18 protein-coding genes are annotated in these 16,680 nt (G+C 73.3%); all 18 read right to left on the minus strand.

Translation table 11 applies throughout. The features are described 5' to 3' along the window. Nucleotides 1-20 precede the first annotated feature (20 nt). From lgt to rpoZ, 18 genes are read right to left on the minus strand one after another with little or no spacing between them, the layout of a single operon-like run. A complete protein-coding gene (gene lgt, locus ACWEOH_RS16085; protein WP_452032668.1) occupies nucleotides 21-1,031 on the minus strand; it encodes a prolipoprotein diacylglyceryl transferase in 1,011 nt (336 codons plus the stop codon). Nucleotides 1,032-1,090: 59 nt separating this feature from the next. After that, on the minus strand, nucleotides 1,091-1,888 hold the full coding sequence (gene trpA / locus ACWEOH_RS16090; protein WP_452032669.1) for a tryptophan synthase subunit alpha: 798 nt from the start codon (nucleotides 1,886-1,888) through the stop codon (nucleotides 1,091-1,093). Continuing rightward, a complete protein-coding gene (gene trpB / locus ACWEOH_RS16095) occupies nucleotides 1,885-3,093 on the minus strand; it encodes a tryptophan synthase subunit beta (protein WP_452032671.1) in 1,209 nt (402 codons plus the stop codon). The genes trpA and trpB overlap by 4 nt, the downstream gene beginning before the upstream one ends. A 1-nt stretch (nucleotide 3,094) precedes the next feature. After that, nucleotides 3,095-3,865 (minus strand): indole-3-glycerol phosphate synthase TrpC, encoded by a 771-nt coding sequence (trpC, locus tag ACWEOH_RS16100; RefSeq protein WP_452032673.1) that lies wholly within the window; start codon nucleotides 3,863-3,865, stop codon nucleotides 3,095-3,097. A 3-nt stretch (nucleotides 3,866-3,868) separates the two neighbouring features. Next, entirely contained in the window at nucleotides 3,869-4,099 is a 231-nt protein-coding gene (locus tag ACWEOH_RS16105; protein ID WP_148734899.1) for a DUF6704 family protein, read from the minus strand. A gap of 33 nt (nucleotides 4,100-4,132) precedes the next feature. Continuing rightward, nucleotides 4,133-4,909 carry a Trp biosynthesis-associated membrane protein gene (locus ACWEOH_RS16110; RefSeq protein ID WP_452032675.1) on the minus strand — a complete coding sequence of 259 codons (777 nt, stop codon included), beginning with the start codon at nucleotides 4,907-4,909 and terminating at the stop codon, nucleotides 4,133-4,135. Then, nucleotides 4,906-6,426, minus strand: coding sequence for an anthranilate synthase component I (locus tag ACWEOH_RS16115; protein ID WP_452032677.1), 1,521 nt, complete (start codon nucleotides 6,424-6,426; stop codon nucleotides 4,906-4,908). Before ACWEOH_RS16115 ends, ACWEOH_RS16110 begins: the two co-directional genes overlap by 4 nt. Nucleotides 6,427-6,460: 34 nt before the next feature. Then, nucleotides 6,461-6,874, minus strand: a complete 414-nt coding sequence (hisI, locus tag ACWEOH_RS16120) for a phosphoribosyl-AMP cyclohydrolase (RefSeq protein WP_452032679.1) — start codon at nucleotides 6,872-6,874, stop codon at nucleotides 6,461-6,463. Continuing rightward, the gene (gene hisF, locus ACWEOH_RS16125; RefSeq protein WP_452032681.1) at nucleotides 6,871-7,632 is read right to left on the minus strand and encodes an imidazole glycerol phosphate synthase subunit HisF; all 762 of its coding nucleotides are present in this window, start codon (nucleotides 7,630-7,632) and stop codon (nucleotides 6,871-6,873) included. The genes hisI and hisF overlap by 4 nt, the downstream gene beginning before the upstream one ends. A 10-nt stretch (nucleotides 7,633-7,642) precedes the next feature. Beyond that, nucleotides 7,643-8,482, minus strand: a complete 840-nt coding sequence (gene hisG / locus ACWEOH_RS16130; protein ID WP_452032682.1) for an ATP phosphoribosyltransferase — start codon at nucleotides 8,480-8,482, stop codon at nucleotides 7,643-7,645. Between the two features lie 45 nt (nucleotides 8,483-8,527). Further along, nucleotides 8,528-8,791 (minus strand): phosphoribosyl-ATP diphosphatase, encoded by a 264-nt coding sequence (locus tag ACWEOH_RS16135; RefSeq protein WP_148734894.1) that lies wholly within the window; start codon nucleotides 8,789-8,791, stop codon nucleotides 8,528-8,530. Nucleotides 8,792-8,800: 9 nt separating this feature from the next. Then, complete coding sequence (gene rpe, locus ACWEOH_RS16140) at nucleotides 8,801-9,472, minus strand: ribulose-phosphate 3-epimerase (protein ID WP_452032684.1); 672 nt, start codon at nucleotides 9,470-9,472, stop codon at nucleotides 8,801-8,803. 10 nt (nucleotides 9,473-9,482) lie between these two features. Next, nucleotides 9,483-10,988 carry an RsmB/NOP family class I SAM-dependent RNA methyltransferase gene (locus ACWEOH_RS16145; protein ID WP_452032686.1) on the minus strand — a complete coding sequence of 502 codons (1,506 nt, stop codon included), beginning with the start codon at nucleotides 10,986-10,988 and terminating at the stop codon, nucleotides 9,483-9,485. After that, a complete protein-coding gene (fmt, locus tag ACWEOH_RS16150; protein WP_452032688.1) occupies nucleotides 10,985-11,923 on the minus strand; it encodes a methionyl-tRNA formyltransferase in 939 nt (312 codons plus the stop codon). The genes ACWEOH_RS16145 and fmt overlap by 4 nt, the downstream gene beginning before the upstream one ends. Before the next feature lie 49 nt (nucleotides 11,924-11,972). After that, a complete protein-coding gene (locus ACWEOH_RS16155; RefSeq protein WP_452032690.1) occupies nucleotides 11,973-13,934 on the minus strand; it encodes a primosomal protein N' family DNA-binding protein in 1,962 nt (653 codons plus the stop codon). A gap of 1 nt (nucleotide 13,935) precedes the next feature. Next, nucleotides 13,936-15,129 carry a methionine adenosyltransferase gene (gene metK / locus ACWEOH_RS16160; RefSeq protein ID WP_452032692.1) on the minus strand — a complete coding sequence of 398 codons (1,194 nt, stop codon included), beginning with the start codon at nucleotides 15,127-15,129 and terminating at the stop codon, nucleotides 13,936-13,938. After that, nucleotides 15,126-16,382, minus strand: coding sequence for a bifunctional phosphopantothenoylcysteine decarboxylase/phosphopantothenate--cysteine ligase CoaBC (gene coaBC, locus ACWEOH_RS16165; RefSeq protein ID WP_452032693.1), 1,257 nt, complete (start codon nucleotides 16,380-16,382; stop codon nucleotides 15,126-15,128). The genes metK and coaBC overlap by 4 nt, the downstream gene beginning before the upstream one ends. 10 nt (nucleotides 16,383-16,392) lie before the next feature. Next, on the minus strand, nucleotides 16,393-16,650 hold the full coding sequence (gene rpoZ, locus ACWEOH_RS16170) for a DNA-directed RNA polymerase subunit omega (RefSeq protein ID WP_067947279.1): 258 nt from the start codon (nucleotides 16,648-16,650) through the stop codon (nucleotides 16,393-16,395). Between the last annotated feature and the right edge of the window lie 30 nt (nucleotides 16,651-16,680).

The raw sequence follows: 16,680 nt of genomic DNA on the forward strand, positions 1-16,680 counted from the left end.
CGGAGAACGTGCGATGGACGCTACGGCGTGGTGGACCGGCTCGAGCTTGTGGCTGCGGTCTCGCCCGTGGTGTTCTCACCCTCGACGCCATCGTCGAGAGAGTCGGAGTCGGACTCGGTTTCGTCAGAGTCTACCTCAGCGTCGGGTCCCTTCCATTCACGGCCGGGAACGTACGGCGACGGCTCGTCGCCGGTGTGCCGGCGGCGCTGCAGGAGGTAGAGGACGATGCCGAACACGACCGCGGCCCATGACGCCCACACGTTGACGCGCACGCCGAGGAACATCTCGCTCGGGTCGACGCGGATCGCCTCGAAGAACGCGCGGCCCGTGCCGTACCAGATCAGGTAGAGCGCGAACGCCTTGCCCCAGCGCAGGTTGATGCGACGCTCGAGGAAGATGATGAGCGCGGCGCCCGCGAGGTTCCAGACGATCTCGTAGAGGAACGTGGGGTGGAACAGCGTGCCGTCGGCGAGGCCCGCCGGGAACGCGGCGTTGTCGGACTCGATCTCGAGGCCCCACGGCAGGTCGGTGGGCAGGCCGAAGAGCTCGTGGTTGAACCAGTTGCCGAGGCGGCCCACGGCCTGGGCCACGAGCAGGCCCGGGGCCAGCGCGTCGGCGAACGACCAGAACCGGATGCCGGTGAAGCGGCAGCCGATCCAGACGCCGACGGCGCCGCCGATCAGCGCGCCGTAGATGGCGTTGCCGCCCTCCCAGATGTTCCAGATCGCGCCCGGCTGGAACGGGTTGAAGACGTTGGCGCCCTCGTAGAAGTAGTCGTCGGGGTGCGTGAGCACGTGGTACAGCCGCGCGCCGATGATGCCCAGCGGCACCGCCCAGAGGGCGATGTCGAGCACGATGCCGGGCTCGGCGCCCCGCTTCGTGAGCCGGCGGCCGGTGATGATCACGGCGAGGACGATGCCGAGGAGGATGCACAGCGCGTACATGTGGATGTTCAGGGTCCAGCCGAAGATCGGGATCTCGAGGACCTGCCACGCGTAGTCCGGGCTCGGGATGCTGAACGGAGCGATCACGCCGTCGACTGCCTTTCGTCAGGGGGTGCGGCCGCCGCAGCGGCCTCCAAGAGCGTACTTCACTCGGGCTGCGCGCCGCGTGCGAGCTCCGCCGCCAGCTCGCCGGCCGCGCCGACCCCGCCATCGGCGAGTGCCTTCACGAGCGCGGAGCCGACGATCGCGCCGTCGGCGTACTCGAGCACCTCGGCGACCTGGGCGGCCGTGGAGATGCCGAGGCCGACGCAGCTCGCGGGCGAACCCGCGTCGGCGAGCCGGGACACGAGCGTGCGCGCCGCCTGGTCGACGTCGCTGCGCGCGCCGGTGATGCCCATCGTCGAGACGGCGTAGACGAAGCCGCGGCTCGCGTCGACGGCCTGCGCGATGCGCGCGTCGGTCGACGTGGGCGCCGCGAGGAACACCCGGTCGAGTCCGGTGCGCTCGGATGCCGCGATCCAGTCGGCCGCCTCGTCGGGGATCAGGTCGGGCGTGATGAGGCCCGCTCCCCCGGCGGCGGCGAGGTCGTCCGCGAAGCGGTCGACGCCGTACTGCACGACGGGGTTCCAGTAGGTCATGATCAGCACCGGGGCATCCGTGCGCTCGGTGATGCGGCGCACCGCCTCGAAGCCGTCGGCGAGGCGGAACCCGTTCTGGAGGGCCTGCTGCGTCGCGGCCTGGATGACGGGGCCGTCCATGACCGGGTCGGAGTACGGCAGGCCGAGCTCGAGCACGTCGACGCCGTGCTCGACGAGCGCGACGGCCGCCTCGACGCTCTCGTCGAGCGTCGGGAAGCCGACCGGGAGGTAGCCGATGAGGGCGCCGCGCGCCTCCTCGTTCCGTCGGCGGATGACCGGCCCGACCGTCCGCAGCGCGTCGCTCACTCGGTTGCTCCCTCGTCGTACAGGTCGAAGTACGTCGCCGCGGTGTCCATGTCCTTGTCCCCCCGGCCCGAGAGGCTCACGAGGATCGTGGCGTCGGGTCCGAGCTCGCGGCCGAGCTCGAGCGTGCCCGCGAGGGCGTGCGCCGACTCGATGGCGGGGATGATGCCCTCGGTGCGCGTGAGCAGGCGCAGCGCCTCCATGGCGGCGGCATCCGTCACCGGGAGGTACTCGGCGCGGCCGATCGCGGCGAGCCAGGCGTGCTCGGGGCCGACGCCCGGGTAGTCGAGGCCCGCGGAGATGGAGTGCGATTCGATGGTCTGGCCGTCCTCGTCCTGCAGGAGGTAGCTGCGTGCGCCGTGCAGCACGCCGGGGCGGCCCTTGGTGATGGTCGCGGCGTGGCGCTCGGTCTCGACGCCCTCGCCGCCGGCCTCGTAGCCGACGAGGCGCACGTCGGCGTCGTCGAGGAACGCGTGGAAGATGCCGATCGCGTTCGAGCCGCCGCCCACGCACGCGGTGACCGCCGTGGGCAGCGCACCCGTGAGGTCGAGCACCTGCTGGCGCGCCTCCTCGCCGATGACCTTCTGGAAGTCGCGCACCATCTCGGGGAACGGGTGCGGGCCGGCCACCGTGCCGAAGATGTAGTTGGTGGTCGCCACGTTGGTGACCCAGTCGCGCATGGCCTCGTTGATCGCGTCCTTAAGCGTGCGCGAGCCCGCCTTCACGGCCACGACCTCAGCGCCGAGGAGCCGCATGCGTGCGACGTTGAGCGCCTGGCGCTCGGTGTCGACCTCGCCCATGTAGATCGTGCACTCGAGCCCGAACAGCGCCGCGGCGGTCGCCGTGGCGACGCCGTGCTGGCCGGCGCCCGTCTCGGCGATGACGCGCGTCTTGCCGATGCGCTTCGTGAGCAGCGCCTGGCCGAGCACGTTGTTGATCTTGTGCGACCCCGTGTGGTTGAGGTCCTCGCGCTTCAGGATGATGCGTGCCCCGCCGGCGTGCGCGGCGAACCGCGGCACCTCGGTGATGATCGAGGGCCGCCCCGTGTAGCTGCGGCCGAGCTCGGCGAGCTCCTCGCCGAACGCGGGGTCGAGCTTCGCGAGGTCGTACGCCTCGCCCAGCTCGTCGAGGGCGGCGACGAGGGACTCGGGCACGAAGCGCCCGCCGAAGTCGCCGAAGTACGGACCGGTCTGCGCTCTCAGCGCCATGTCACACCGCCAGGAAGGCTCGGAGGTTTTCGATCGGGTCGCCGGTGACGAGGGCCTCGCCCACGAGCACGACGTCGGCGCCCGCGGCGCGGTAGTGCGCCACGTCGGCCGCTGACAGCACCGCGGACTCGGCGACCTTGATCGCGTCGGCCGGGAACCGGTCGGCGAGTCGGCCGAACAGGTCGCGGTCGAGCTCGAAGGTGGAGAGGTCTCGGGCGTTCACGCCGATGAGCCGGGCGCCGAGCGCGGCGGCCCGGTCGAGCTCCTCGGCGGAGTGCGTCTCGACGAGCGGCGTCATGCCGAGCTCGACGATCAGGTCGAAGAGCTCGCGCAGCGTGGCGTCGTCGAGCGCCGCGACGATGAGGAGCACGAGGTCGGCGCCGGCGGCGCGGGCCTCGAGCACCTGGTACGGCGTCGCGATGAAGTCCTTGCGCAGCACGGGCAGTGCCACGGCCGCGCGCACGGCCTCGAGGTCGGCGAGCGAGCCGCCGAAGCGGCGTCCCTCGGTGAGCACACTGATGGCGCTCGCCCCGCCCAGCTCGTAGCTGCGGGCCAGCGCGGCCGGGTCGGCGATCTGCGCCAGCGCGCCGCGCGACGGGCTCGAGCGCTTGATCTCGGCGATGACCTTGATGTGCTCGGCGGGGCTCAGCGCCTCGAGCGCGTCGATGGCCGCCGGGCGCTCGAGCGCAGCACGCTCGACCTCGGCGAAGGGGCGCGTCTCACGGCGCGACAGAGAATCGGCGACCGCGTTCGCCGTCAGCTCGGACAGCACGCGTCAGTGCACCCTCTCGGCGACCTTCGCGCCGCCGACGCCGTAGCCGGCGCGGGCGAGGATCCAGCCGACGATCGCGCCGATGAGGAGCAGGCCGGCAGAGGCCCAGACGAGCCACTGCACGTCGAAGAAGAACGCGACCGTGCCGATGACGAACGCGATGAGCATGATCGTGACGGAGGTCCACGCCGCGGGCGAGTGTCCGTGGCCGGGATCTGCGTGCTCAGTGCTCATGATGCTCCTTCGTTGCGGGGTTCGGGGGTCAGTCTAGCGGCTGCGCTCGGTCGGGCCTTCGCCCGCGGCGTGGCCGTCGGCGGGCGCGTCGGCTGCGTCCTCCGCGTCGCGCGCGGCGGGTGCCTCGGCGTCTTCTCGCGCGTCAGGTGCGCCGGGTGCGTCCGGCGCGCCGGATGCCGCGACGGGCTCCTCATCGGTGGGGTCGTCTCCGCGGCTCAGCTCGTCCCAGTCGTCGATGGCGCGATCGGATGCCGCGCGCTCGCGATCCCCGACCGAGCGGGCCTCGTCGGCATCGGCGAGGCGGGCACCCCGGTAGCGGCGCGAGGACGCGGGCCAGCGCGTGCCGGTGACGAGCACCGCGATCCCGGCGAGGACCAGCAGCACGCCCCCGGCGATCGCCGCGACGGGCCACGCGGTGGCGGTCGCCGAGGCCACGAGCTCGGCGGTCGGTCCGGATCCCGTGACGCCCGTGGCATCCGTCACCGCAGGAGCGACCGCGCCGATCGGGTCGCCGAGCGAAAGGCCCGCGGCGAGGAGGACGCACCCGCCGAGGAGGATCTCGAGCACGCCGAGCACGATCCGGATGCCGGGTCCGGCGATCGCGAGCGCCGCGACGAGCGCGACCCCGGCGAGCCCGAGCGCCGCGAGGGCGGGCGAGGCGACGCTGCCGGGCACGGCGATCGCCTCGCCGCCCGCCGCGGCATCCGTCAGCCGGAGCTCGTACCAGGTCTGGCTCCACGACAGGAGCGCGAGGCCCGCGCCGATGATCGTGACGACGAGCACCGGCAGCTTCATCCGCGCGGCGGTCACTCGACCCTCCGCATCGCGTTCGCGACCGCAACCGCTCGCAGCGGCGCCGCGGCCTTGTTCACCGACTCCTGGAACTCGGACTCGGGCACCGAGTCGGCCACGAGGCCGCCGCCCGCCTGCACGCGCGCGACGCCGCCCGAGATGGTCGCCGTGCGGATGGCGATCGCGAGGTCGGCGTCGCCGCCGAAGCCGAAGTACCCGACGACGCCGCCGTAGAGGCCGCGCTGCGCAGGCTCCAGCTCGTCGATGATCTCGAGCGCACGCGGCTTCGGCGCGCCCGAGAGCGTGCCCGCCGGGAAGGTCGCGCGGAACACGTCGACCGCGTTCGCGTCGTCGCGCAGGTCGCCCTCGACCGACGAGACGAGGTGCATGATGTGGCTGAAGCGCTCGACGCGCATGAACTCGGTGACCTCGACCGATCCCGCGAGGCAGACCTTCGCGAGGTCGTTGCGGGCCAGGTCGACGAGCATGAGGTGCTCCGCCTGCTCCTTGGGGTCGGCGACGAGCTCGGCCTCGAGCTCGGCGTCCTGCTCGGGCGTCGCGCCGCGCGGCTTCGACCCGGCGATGGGGTGCGTGAACACGCGGCCGTCCTGCACCTTCACGAGCGCCTCGGGCGAGGAGCCGACGATCCAGTACGGCTCGCCGGCCGGGTCGTCGAGGTGAAGCACGTACATGTAGGGGCTCGGGTTCAGGCTGCGCAGCACGCGGTAGACGTCGAGCGGGTGGGCGGTCGCCTCCAGCTCGAACCGCTGGGCGATCACGACCTGGAAGACGTCGCCCTCGCGGATGTACTCCTTCGACCGCTCGACGGCTGCGAGGAAGTCGGCCTTCTCGGTGCGGTGCGCGGGGCTCGCGGCGGTCGAGAGGTCGATCTCGGCGAGCCACGCCTCCGACGGCCGGGCCAGGCGCCGTTGCATCCGGTCGAGGCGCTCCTGCGCGTCGACCCAGAGGCCGTCGGGCGCGTCGTCGCCGTCGTTGAGCACGGATGCCACGAGCTGCACGGTGCCCGTGCGGTGGTCGATCACGACGAGCTCGGACACGAACGAGAACGCCTGTCCGGGCATCCGGAAGTCCGCAGGCGGGCGGTTCGGCAGGCGCTCGATCTGGCGGATCGCCTCCCACCCGATGAAGCCCACGAGGCCGCCCGTGAGCGGCGGCGCTCCGGGCACGTCCTCGGTGCGCCAGCGCTCGAAGAGCGCCTCGAGGGCGGCGAGCGGCGCGAGGCCGGCGGCATCGCCGAGCGCGCGCTCCGCGCTCAGGCCGTAGTCCTGCCACTCGACGCGGCCGTCGTGCTCGGTGAGCACGCCGTAGGAGGACGCGCCGACGAACGAGTACCGCGACCAGATGCCGCCCTGCTCGGCGGACTCGAGCAGGAACGTGCCAGGGCGGCCCTCGGCGAGCTTGCGGTAGATGCCGACCGGCGTCTCGCCGTCGGCGAAGAGCTCGCGCGTCACGGGCACGACACGGCGGCCGGGCAGCAGCGCGGTGAACTCCTCGAAGCTCGTGGTGGCGGGCACGCGGATCTCCTCGTCGTCTCGGCGGGTGTCGTCGTCAGTCGGCCGCGGCGGGCGCGATGCCCGTGCGCACCTCGAGCGGGTCGCCGTCGAAGCACGTGCGCGTGCCCGTGTGGCATGCCGCACCGACCTGCTCGACCGTGACGAGCAGGGTGTCGGCGTCGCAGTCGAGCGCCGCCGCGCGCACGTACTGCACATGGCCCGAGGTGTCGCCCTTGCGCCAGTACTCCTGCCGCGAGCGCGACCAGAAGGTCACCCGGCCCTCGGTCAGCGTGCGCCGCATCGCCTCGCGGTCCATCCAGCCGAGCATGAGGACCTCGCCGGTGCCCTCCTGCTGGATGATCGCCGGCAGCAGCCCGTCGGCGTTGAAGGTCGCCCGGTCGAGCGGCGATCCCCCGGGCGTCCACGCCTCGTCGTCGCGCTCCAGCTCCTCGTCGCCCAGTTCGCTCATCGCACGATCCTCCCATCGGCCGCGAGGGCGGCCTTGACCTCGGCGATGGTGATCTCGCCGTTGTGGAACACGGATGCCGCGAGCACCGCGTCGGCGCCCGCCGCGATCGCCGGCCCGAAGTCGCCGACGGCGCCCGCGCCGCCCGACGCGATCACGGGCACGCTCGCGAGCTCGTGCATGAGGGCCGTGAGCTCGAGGTCGAAGCCCTGCTTCGTGCCGTCGGCGTCGATCGAGTTCACGAGCAGCTCGCCGGCGCCCAGCTCGATCGCGGTGCGCGCCCACTCGAGCGCGTCGAGGTCGGTCTCGGTGCGGCCGCCGTGCGTCGTCACCACGAAGCCGGACGGGGTACGGTCGGAGCGCTTCACGTCGAGCGACAGCACGCAGACCTGGGCACCGAACCGGTCGGCGATCTCGGCGACGAGCTGCGGGCGCGCGATCGCGGCGCTGTTCACGCCGATCTTGTCGGCGCCGTGCCCGAGGAGGCGCGCGACGTCCTCGGCGGAGCGCACGCCGCCGCCCACCGTCAGCGGGATGAAGACCTGCTCGGCGACGCGCTGCACCATCCCGTAGGTGGTGGACCGGTCGTCGACGGTCGCGGTGACGTCGAGGAACGTGAGCTCGTCGGCACCCTGGTCGGAATAGCGCGCGGCGAGCTCGACGGGGTCGCCGGCGTCGCGCAGGTTCTGGAAGTTCACGCCCTTCACGACGCGGCCGCCGGCCACGTCGAGGCATGGGATCACTCGGACGGCGAGGGACATGCGGGCTCCCCTACAGTCGCGCCGCGTGGATCGCGCTCACGAGGATCGCCCGCGCGCCGAGGGCGTACAGGTCGTCCATGACGTGGTTCATGTCCACGCGCGGGATCATGACCCGCACGGCCGCCCAGTCCTTGTCGTGCAGGGGCGACACCGTGGGCGACTCGAAGCCCGGAGCGACGGCCGTGGCGGCCTCGAGCGCCGTCACGGGCACGTCGTAGTCGAGCATGACGTACTGCCGGGCGACGAGGACGCCCTGCAGGCGCCGCATGAGCGTGTTCGTTCCCGGCTTCTCGACGCCGGAGCCGATGAGCACGGCCTCGGAGTCGAGGATGACCGGGCCGAAGATGTCGAGGCCCGCCTTGCGCAGCGTGCCCCCGGTGGAGACGACGTCGGCGACGGCATCCGCGACGCCGAGCCGCACGGCGGACTCGACGGCGCCGTCGAGCTTCACGAGCTTCGCCGTGACGCCGTTGCGCTCGAGGAAGGCGCCGACGAGACCGGGATAGCTCGTCGCGACGCGGACGCCGTGGAGGTCGGCGAGCACCGAGTACGCGCCGGGCGGACCGGCGAAGCGGAACGTCGAGTCGCCGAAGCCGAGCGGCGCGATCTCGGTGGCGTCGGAGCCCGAGTCGAGCAGCAGGTCGCGACCGGTGATGCCGACGTCGAGCGCGCCCGAGCCGACGTAGGTCGCGATGTCGCGCGGGCGGAGGTAGAAGAACTCGACCCCGTTGCGGGGGTCGGCGACGATGAGCTCGCGCGGGTCGCGACGGCCGGTGTACCCGGCCTCGTAGAGCATCTGCGCGGCGGTGTCGGAGAGCGAGCCCTTGTTGGGCACGGCGATTCGGAGCATTCCCTGGCTTTCGTGTCGACGGAACTGATCTGCGGTCATGGCGGATCAGAGATGTCGGTACACGTCGGCGAGGGTCAGGCCCTTGGCGAGCATGAGCACCTGCAGGTGGTAGAGCAGCTGCGAGATCTCCTCGGCGGTCTCGTCGTCGCCCTGGTACTCGGCGGCCATCCATACCTCGGCCGCCTCCTCGACGATCTTCTTGCCGATGGCGTGCACGCCGGCGTCGAGCTGGCGCACGGTGCCGGAACCCTCTGGGCGGGTGGTGGCTTTGTCGCTGAGCTCGACGAAGAGGTCGTCGAAGGATTTCACTCCCCTAGGCTACCGGTGCGCGTGGGTGTGCGCCGACGCGGCGTCGCGCAGCGACGCGATGCGCTCGGCCGGCACCTCGCCGCCGAAGACGGCGGAGCCCGCGACGAACGTGTCCGCGCCCGCCTCGGCCGCGATGCCGATGGTGTCGGCGGTGATCCCGCCGTCGACCTGCAGCCACACGTCGAGCCCGGTGCTGCGCACGGCGTCGGCCACCCGACGGAGCTTCGGCATGGTCTCGGGGATGAACGCCTGCCCGCCGAAGCCCGGCTCGACGGTCATGATCAGCACCTGGTCGAACTCGGGCAGGAGGTCGAGGTAGGGCGTGGCATCCGTGCCCGGCTTCAGGGCGATGCCCGCGCGGGCGCCGATCTCGCGCAGCCGGCGCGCGAGCGACACGGGCTCGCCGGCCGCCTCGGCGTGGAACGTGACCGAGTACGCACCCGCCTCGGCGTAGCCCGGCGCCCAACGGTCGGGGTCGTCGATCATGAGGTGCACGTCGAGCGGGATGGGCGACACCTGCTGCAGCCGCTCGACCATCGGCAGGCCGAACGTGAGGTTCGGCACGAAGTGGTTGTCCATGATGTCGACGTGCACGAGATCCGCCGTCGCGATGCGTCCGAGCTCGTGCTCGAGGTTCGCGAAGTCGGCGGCGAGGATGCTCGGGTTGATGCGCGTCGTCATGCGGCACAGCCTACCGAGCGGCCTCCGGGGCATCCGTCGTCGTGCGCTGCACGAGCGCGACGAACATCGCGTCGGTGCCGTGCCGGTGCGGCCAGAGCTGCGCGGTGTCTGGCGCGCCGGCGAGGTCGAGCGGATGCCGCGCCACACCCTGCACGACGGCCTGCGTGTCGAGCTGCCGGATGCCGCCGTCCCACCGTTGGAGCGCCGCGTTCAGCGTCCCGTGGGTCTCTGCGGTGTGCGGCGAGCACGTGACGTACGCGAGGATGCCGCCCGGCGCGAGCGCTCGCACCGCGGCGTCGAACAGCTCGCCCTGCAGCCGCGTGAGCTCGGCGACGTCGGACGGCGCCTTGCGCCACCGCGCCTCGGGGCGACGTCGGAGCGCACCGAGGCCGGTGCAGGGCGCGTCGAGCAGGATGCGGTCGAATCCGTCGGGCGCGCCGAGCGCGGCCGCATCGACCTGGCGGCCGTCGCCCACGCGCACCTCGACGGGCAGCGGCACCCCGACGATCGCCCTGCGCACGAGATCGGCGCGTGCCGGGACGAGCTCGTTGGCCGCGAGCACCGCGCCGCCCGCCGCGGCCTCGGCGGCGAGCACGGCGGTCTTGCCGCCGGGGCCGGAGCACAGGTCGAGCCAGCGCTCCCCCGGCCGGACCGGTGCCGCCCGGGTGAGCGCGAGCGCGGCGAGCTGGGACCCCTCGTCCTGCACGCGGATGCGTCCCTCCGACGACTCGGCGGCCGCGATCGCGTCGTCGGCGACGCCGCCGATCGGCGAGTACCGATCGGGTTCGAAGCCGGGGAGGTCGTCGGCGTCGACGCCGAGGCCGGGCAGCACCGCGAGGTTCACCCGCGGCGACGCGTTGTCGGCGACGAGCAGGGCTTCCAGCTCGTCGCCGCGACCCTCGTGCTCGAGGGCGGCGCGGAAGGCCCGCACGATCCACTCGGGGTGGCTCTCGAGCCGGGCGAGGCGCTCCTCGTCGCTGCGGGCGCCCTCGCCGATGAGCTCGCGCCAGCCCTCGGGCGACGTGCGGGAGATCGTGCGCAGCACGGCGTTCGCGAAGCCCGCCGCCTTCGGCTCGACCCGGCGCGCGAGCGCGACCTGCTCGTTCACCGCGGCGTGCGTGGGCACCCGGGTCGCGAGCAGCTGGTGCGCGCCGAGCCGCAGCACGTCGAGCACGGCGGGGTCGATCGCCGACGTCGGCCGGCCCGCGGCGAGCTCGATGACCCGGTCGTAGGTGCCCTGCCGGCGCAGTGTGCCGTAGGTCAGCTCGGTCGCGAGGGCGGCATCCGCCTTGCTCAACCCCGCCCGGCGGATGCGCACGGGCAGCAGCAGGTTCGCGTAGGCCTCGTCGGCGCGCACGGCCGCGAGCACGTCGTACGCCACGAGCCGCGCGGGCGCGACGCGCTCGTCGCGGCGCGGGCCGCCGCGAGCACCACCGCTGCGAGCGGGGCGCTGCGCGCGACCGTCACGATCGCGCCCGCCGCCGGGTCCACGTCCGCCGCCCTGCTCGGCGTTCATCGCGCCACCGCCCCGTCGCGACCCGAGCCCCGCCACCAATCCGCCGCCGACATGGCCGTGCGGCCGGCGGGCTGAACCCGACGCAGCTCGAGCAGGCCCGTGCCGGTGCCGATGAGGAGGTGTCGCCCGACGAGTCGGACTGCGCCCGGGGCGAGCGCCGCGGCATCCGTCGCCGTCGCCTCGGTCGCCTCGGCGAGTTCGAGTACCTTCACGCGCTGGTCGTCGACCGTGGTCCACGCGCCGGGCTCGGGCGTGACGCCGCGGAAGCGGTTGCGCACGTCATCCGCCGGCGCCCCCCAGTCGAGCCGGGCGTCGTCGATGCCGAGCTTCGGCGCGAACGTCGGCTCCCCCGCCTGCGGTGTCGCGGACGCCGAGCCCTCGGCGATGCCGTCGACGACCTCGGCGAGCAGGTCGGCGCCCTCGTGCGCGAGCGCCTCGAGCAGCTCTCCCGCGGTGTCCTCGCCCGCGTTCCGCGTGCGCATGGCGAACACGTCGCCCGCGTCGAGCTCGGGCACGAGCCGGAACACGGATGCCCCGGTCTCGGCTTCGCCGGCGATGAGTGCATGCTGCACGGGCGCCGCGCCGCGCCACGCGGGCAGGAGCGAGAAGTGCAGGTTGATCCAGCCGTGCTCGGGCGCGGACAGCAGCGGCTCGCGGACGAGTCCCCCGTAGGCGACGATGACGCCGAGGTCGGCATCGAGCGCGACGATGCGCTGCGTCGTCGCCTCGTCGAGCCGTGCCGCTTCGATGACCTCGAGGCCGAGCCGCTCGGCCGCGGCGGCCACGGGCGACGGGGTCAGCACGCGCTTGCGGCCCTGCGGCGCCGGGGGGCGCGTCACGACGGCGATGATCTCGTGGCCGCTCGCGGCGAGTCGTTCGAGCGACGGGACGGCGGCGGCCGGCGTGCCGGCGAACACGAGACGGAGCTTCTGCACACTCCATTGTGGCCGACCGGCGTGCACGGCGGATCCGACGGCCCTCGCGTCAGGGCACGTCGGGATCGTCGAAGCGCACGCGCAGCACCGGCGGTCGCCGCACGGGCCGCCCGGCCACGGGCCGGCGCCGCTCGGTCGCCACGCGGATCATCTCCGCCCGCAGCTCGCGCGCGACGCGGGAGCCCGCGCCGTAGTCGAACCGCACGATCGCCCGCTGCAGGCCCTCCTCCTCGTCGCCGGTGGGCGCCGGTCCGAGCACGTCGACCCCGTCGATCCCGCGCACGGCGTCGACCGCCCGCGTGACGGCGGCGTGCCCGGCAGTGACGCTCGCGACCCGCACCGCGGGCGGGAAGCTCAGGGCGCGCCGGGCGGCGAGCTCGGTGGCGGCCCACGCGGGCTGCCGCCACGTCGAGAGCGCCGTGGCCAGCGCGCCGCCGACGCCGACGAGGAAGACCGGTGCGCCCGGAGCGGCCAGGGCGCCCGCGTTCGACCACCACCGCAGGCAGTCCTCGGCGACGCGCAGGGACTCACGCAGCAGCATCCGCTCGCCGTCGAGCAGGAGGACGGCGCGATACCCGCCGTCGGCGATGGGCTCCGCGCCGCGCGTGGCGACGACGAGCGCCGGTTCGGCGCCCACGCGCAACACCGGACGCTCGCCGTCGGAGAGGATCACGCGTGCGCGCGGGAAGGCGCGACCGAGCTCCTCGGCCGTGCGGCTCGCCCCCACGGTCGCGGCGCGCAGGCGTGTGCCGTCGCACACCGGGCACCGCCAGCCGCTCGCGCTCGTGCCGCACAGGACGCAGCGCGGGTCGCCGCCCGCACGCGGCACCACGAGCGTGCCGCCGCAGGCCGCGCAGTGGGCCGTCTCCCGGCAGCGGTCGCACGTGAGCAGCGGGGCGTTGCCCGGGCGTGCCACCTGCACGAGCACCGGACCCTCGCGCACGGCCTCCTGCGCCTGCCGCCAGGCCGACGAGGGGATGCGCGCGGACCCCGGCTCGGGGCTCGCCTGCTGCTCGGTGAGCACGACCTTCGGGCGCACCTGTGCGGCCGGTTCGATCGCCTGGACCCACCCGATCCCGACGAGCCGCTCGACCTCGACACTGCGCGTGTGCGCCATGAACAGCAGCGCGGCACCGCTCTGCTCCTGGCGCACGAGCGCCGCGTCGCGCGGATGCACGCCCGGGGCGAGCGGCTCGCTCAGCAGCGGGTCGCCGTCGTCCCAGATCGCGATCAAGCCCAAGCGGGCCGCCGGCGCGTACACGGTCGAGCGGTTGCCGACGATGATGCGGGCGTCGTCGCGCGTCGCGTCGAGGAACGCGCGGTAGCGGTCGCCGCCCGACTGCCGAGCGTCGGTGCGCAGCACGCGTCGCGGGTCCACGAGGGCGTGGAGCGCCGCCTCGAGCTGCTCCTGGTCGCGGTAGTCGGGCACGACGAGCAGCGCCGAGCGGTCTCGGCGCAGCGCGTGGGCGGCCGCCTGCGCGAGCGTGACGGCCCACGCGCCGACCACCCCCGTCGGCAGGCGCAGCGGACGCGGATCGGCGGCGAGCGTCATGCGGTCGCCCCGGTCGATGCCCGTCTCGACCCGGCCGGCGGGCGCGCCGTGGATCGCCGGCGGCGCCTCAGGCAGGGGCCCGGGCTCGCCCGGCGATGCGAGCCACGACCGCTCGACGCGCACGTACCGGCTGGGGATGGCGAGGCGCAGGATGTCGCTCGCGTTGCCCGCCGCCCGATCGGCGACGGCGCGCGCGAGCGTCCACACCTCGGGCACGAGCATCGGCACCTCGGAGACGACGTCCTCGAGCTCGCTCAGGGTGCCGCCGTACTCGCTCGTGTCGGCGAGCTCGACGAGCCAGCCGTCGGCGATCCGGCCGCCGGTGCGCAGCGGCATGCGCACCCGGACCCCGGGCCGAGCCCGCTCGCGCAGGCCCTCGGGCACGGCGTAGTCGAAGAGCTGGTCGAGCTGCGGCAGGGGCGAGTCGACGAGCACCCTGGCGACGGCGCCGCCCGGCACGTCAGAGACCGGCGGCGCTGCGGAGGTCGTCGACGCGGTCGAGCCGCTCCCAGGTGAACTCGGGCAGCTCGCGTCCGAAGTGGCCGTAGGTGGCGGTCTTCGCGTAGATCGGCCGCAGCAGGTCGAGGTCGCGGATGATGGCCGCGGGCCGGAGGTCGAACACCTCGCGGATCGCCCCGATGATGCGCTCGTCGGGCACGTGCGCGGTGCCGAACGACTCGACGTAGAGGCCGACGGGCGCCGCCTTGCCGATCGCGTACGCGACCTGCAGCTCGAGCCGATCGGCGAGCCCCGCCGCGACCGCGTTCTTCGCGACCCATCGCATGGCGTAGGCCGCCGAGCGGTCGACCTTCGACGGGTCCTTGCCGCTGAAGGCGCCGCCGCCGTGGCGGCTGGCGCCGCCGTACGTGTCGATGATGATCTTGCGCCCGGTGAGGCCCGCGTCGCCCTGCGGGCCGCCGATCTCGAAGCGGCCGGTCGGGTTGATGAGCACCGAGAGGTCGTTGCGCGAGAGTTCGACGGTCTCGAGCACCGGCTGGATGACGAGCTCCTCGACCTCGGCGCGCAGCTGCTCGGTCGAGATGGCCGGCGAGTGCTGCGTCGAGAGCACGACGGTCTCGATCGTGCGCGGCACCTGGCCGTCGTAGCCGACCGTGACCTGGGTCTTGCCGTCGGGGCGCAGGTAGTCGAGCTCGCCCTGCTTGCGCACCGCGGAGAGTCGCTCGGCGAGGCGGTGCGCGAGCCAGATCGGCACGGGCATGAGCTCGCGGGTCTCCCGGGTGGCGTAGCCGAACATGATGCCCTGGTCGCCGGCGCCCTGGCGGTCGAGGGCGTCGTCGCTGGCACGCTCGCGTGCCTCGAAGGCGTTGTCGACGCCCTGCGCGATGTCGGGCGACTGCCCGCCGATCGACACCGAGACGCCGCACGAGCGGCCGTCGAACCACACGTCCGACGAGTTGTATCCGATCGATGTCACGCGGTCGCGCACGATCGCGGGGATCTCCACGTACCCCGTCGTCGAGACCTCGCCCGCCACGTGCACGAGACCGGTCGTGACCAGCGTCTCGACGGCGACCCGGGCGTGCGGATCGACGGTGAGGAGGGCGTCCAGGATCGAGTCGGAGACCTGGTCGCAGATCTTGTCGGGGTGACCCTCGGTGACGGATTCGGAGGTGAACAGTCGGAGTGCGCTCATGTCGTGGGCTCGTGTTCCTTCGTGGTGTCGGCGGCGACCGCCGTGGTCGTCGCCATCGAGACAACCACGTCGAGGATGTCATGGGCCACTGCTGTCTTGGTTCCGTGTGCTCGTGTGACGATCTCGCCGTCGCGTCCGATCACGACGACGGCGTTCTCGTCGGTCGCGAATCCCTCGTGCCAGCCCACGCGATTGACCACGAGCAGGTCGGCGCCCTTCGCCTCGCGCTTGGCGCGGCCGAGGGCCAGGAGGGCCTCGTCTTCGGGCTCGGTCTCGGCGGCGAAGCCCACGAGCAGCGTGCCGTCGTGCGGCGCGTGGCCGAGCCCGGCGAGGATGTCGGGATTGCGCACGAGCTCGAGTGTCAGCCCCGAATCGCTCGCGTCCTTCTTGAGCTTCGACTCGCTCACGTCGGCGGGCCGGTAGTCGGCGACCGCAGCGGCCATCACGACGACGTCGGCTTCGCGCGCGGCGTCGGTCACGGCATCCTGCAGCTCGAGCGCGGTCGACACGCGGCGGATGTCGCAGCCGCCCGGATCGGCCACCTCGAGGTTCGCGGCGATGAGGGTCACCTCGGCGCCGCGGGCCCGTGCCGCCTCGGCGATCGCGACGCCCTGCTTGCCGCTGGAGCGGTTGCCGAGGAACCGCACGGGATCGAGCGGCTCCCTGGTGCCGCCCGCGGTCACGACGACACGCAGGCCGGCGAGGTCGCGTCGACCGGATGCCGCGGCGACCTCGAGCGCGGCGGCTGCGATCACGTCGGGCTCCTCCATGCGTCCGGGCCCGCTGTCGGCGCCCGTGAGCTGGCCGACGGCCGGCCCGACGACGGTGACGCCGCGCGCGAGGAGCGTCGCGATGTTCGCCTGCGTGGCCGGATGCCGCCACATCTCGGTGTGCATCGCGGGCGCGATGACCACGGGCGCCTCGCTCGCGAGCACGGTGTTGCCGAGCAGGTCGTCGGCGAGGCCCGTGGCGAGCTTCGCGATCGTGTTGGCCGTGGCAGGCGCGATCACGATGAGGTCGGCGGCCTGCCCGATGGCGACGTGGCGTACCTCGGCCACGCCCTCGTAGAGGTCGGTGTGCACCGGGTTGCGCGAGATCGCCTCGAGCGTCGGACGGCCGACGAAGCGGAGCGCGCCCTCGGTCGGCACGACGTGGACGTCGTGCCCGGCGAGCACGAGCGCGCGGACGACGCCCACGGCCTTGTACGCCGCGATGCCGCCGGTGATGCCGACGACGATGTTGAGCGGCGACATCCGTGCCGTGCTACTCGCCGATGGGGCGGAGGCGGAGCTTGTCCTCGTTGATCTCGTGGAGCGCGACCGACAACGGCTTGTCGTCGATCGACGAGTCGACGAGCGGCCCGACGTTGTCGAAGAGGCTGCCCTCGTGCAGGTCCGCGTAGTAGTCGTTGATCTGGCGAGCGCGCTTCGACGCGAAGATCACGAGCTGGTACTTCGAGTCGACCTTCGAGAGCAGGTCGTCGATGGGCGGATCGATGATGCCGGACAGCTTCTCAGCCATGGAGGAACTCCTTCAGACGGAACGGGCGCA

This window comes from Agromyces sp. NPDC004153, from assembly GCF_053603635.1.

Excerpts from the sequence above, each read along its gene's own strand:
- trpB (WP_452032671.1), bottom strand. The coding sequence starts at position 3,093 with ATGGCGCTGAGAGCGCAGACCGGTCCGTACTTCGGCGACTTCGGCGGG.
- ACWEOH_RS16105 (WP_148734899.1), bottom strand. The coding sequence starts at position 4,099 with ATGAGCACTGAGCACGCAGATCCCGGCCACGGACACTCGCCCGCGGCG.
- hisI (WP_452032679.1), bottom strand. The coding sequence starts at position 6,874 with ATGAGCGAACTGGGCGACGAGGAGCTGGAGCGCGACGACGAGGCGTGG.
- hisF (WP_452032681.1), bottom strand. The coding sequence starts at position 7,632 with ATGTCCCTCGCCGTCCGAGTGATCCCATGCCTCGACGTGGCCGGCGGC.
- hisG (WP_452032682.1), bottom strand. The coding sequence starts at position 8,482 with ATGCTCCGAATCGCCGTGCCCAACAAGGGCTCGCTCTCCGACACCGCC.
- rpe (WP_452032684.1), bottom strand. The coding sequence starts at position 9,472 with ATGACGACGCGCATCAACCCGAGCATCCTCGCCGCCGACTTCGCGAAC.
- ACWEOH_RS16145 (WP_452032686.1), bottom strand. The coding sequence starts at position 10,988 with ATGAACGCCGAGCAGGGCGGCGGACGTGGACCCGGCGGCGGGCGCGAT.
- metK (WP_452032692.1), bottom strand. The coding sequence starts at position 15,129 with ATGAGCGCACTCCGACTGTTCACCTCCGAATCCGTCACCGAGGGTCAC.
- coaBC (WP_452032693.1), bottom strand. The coding sequence starts at position 16,382 with ATGTCGCCGCTCAACATCGTCGTCGGCATCACCGGCGGCATCGCGGCG.
- rpoZ (WP_067947279.1), bottom strand. The coding sequence starts at position 16,650 with ATGGCTGAGAAGCTGTCCGGCATCATCGATCCGCCCATCGACGACCTG.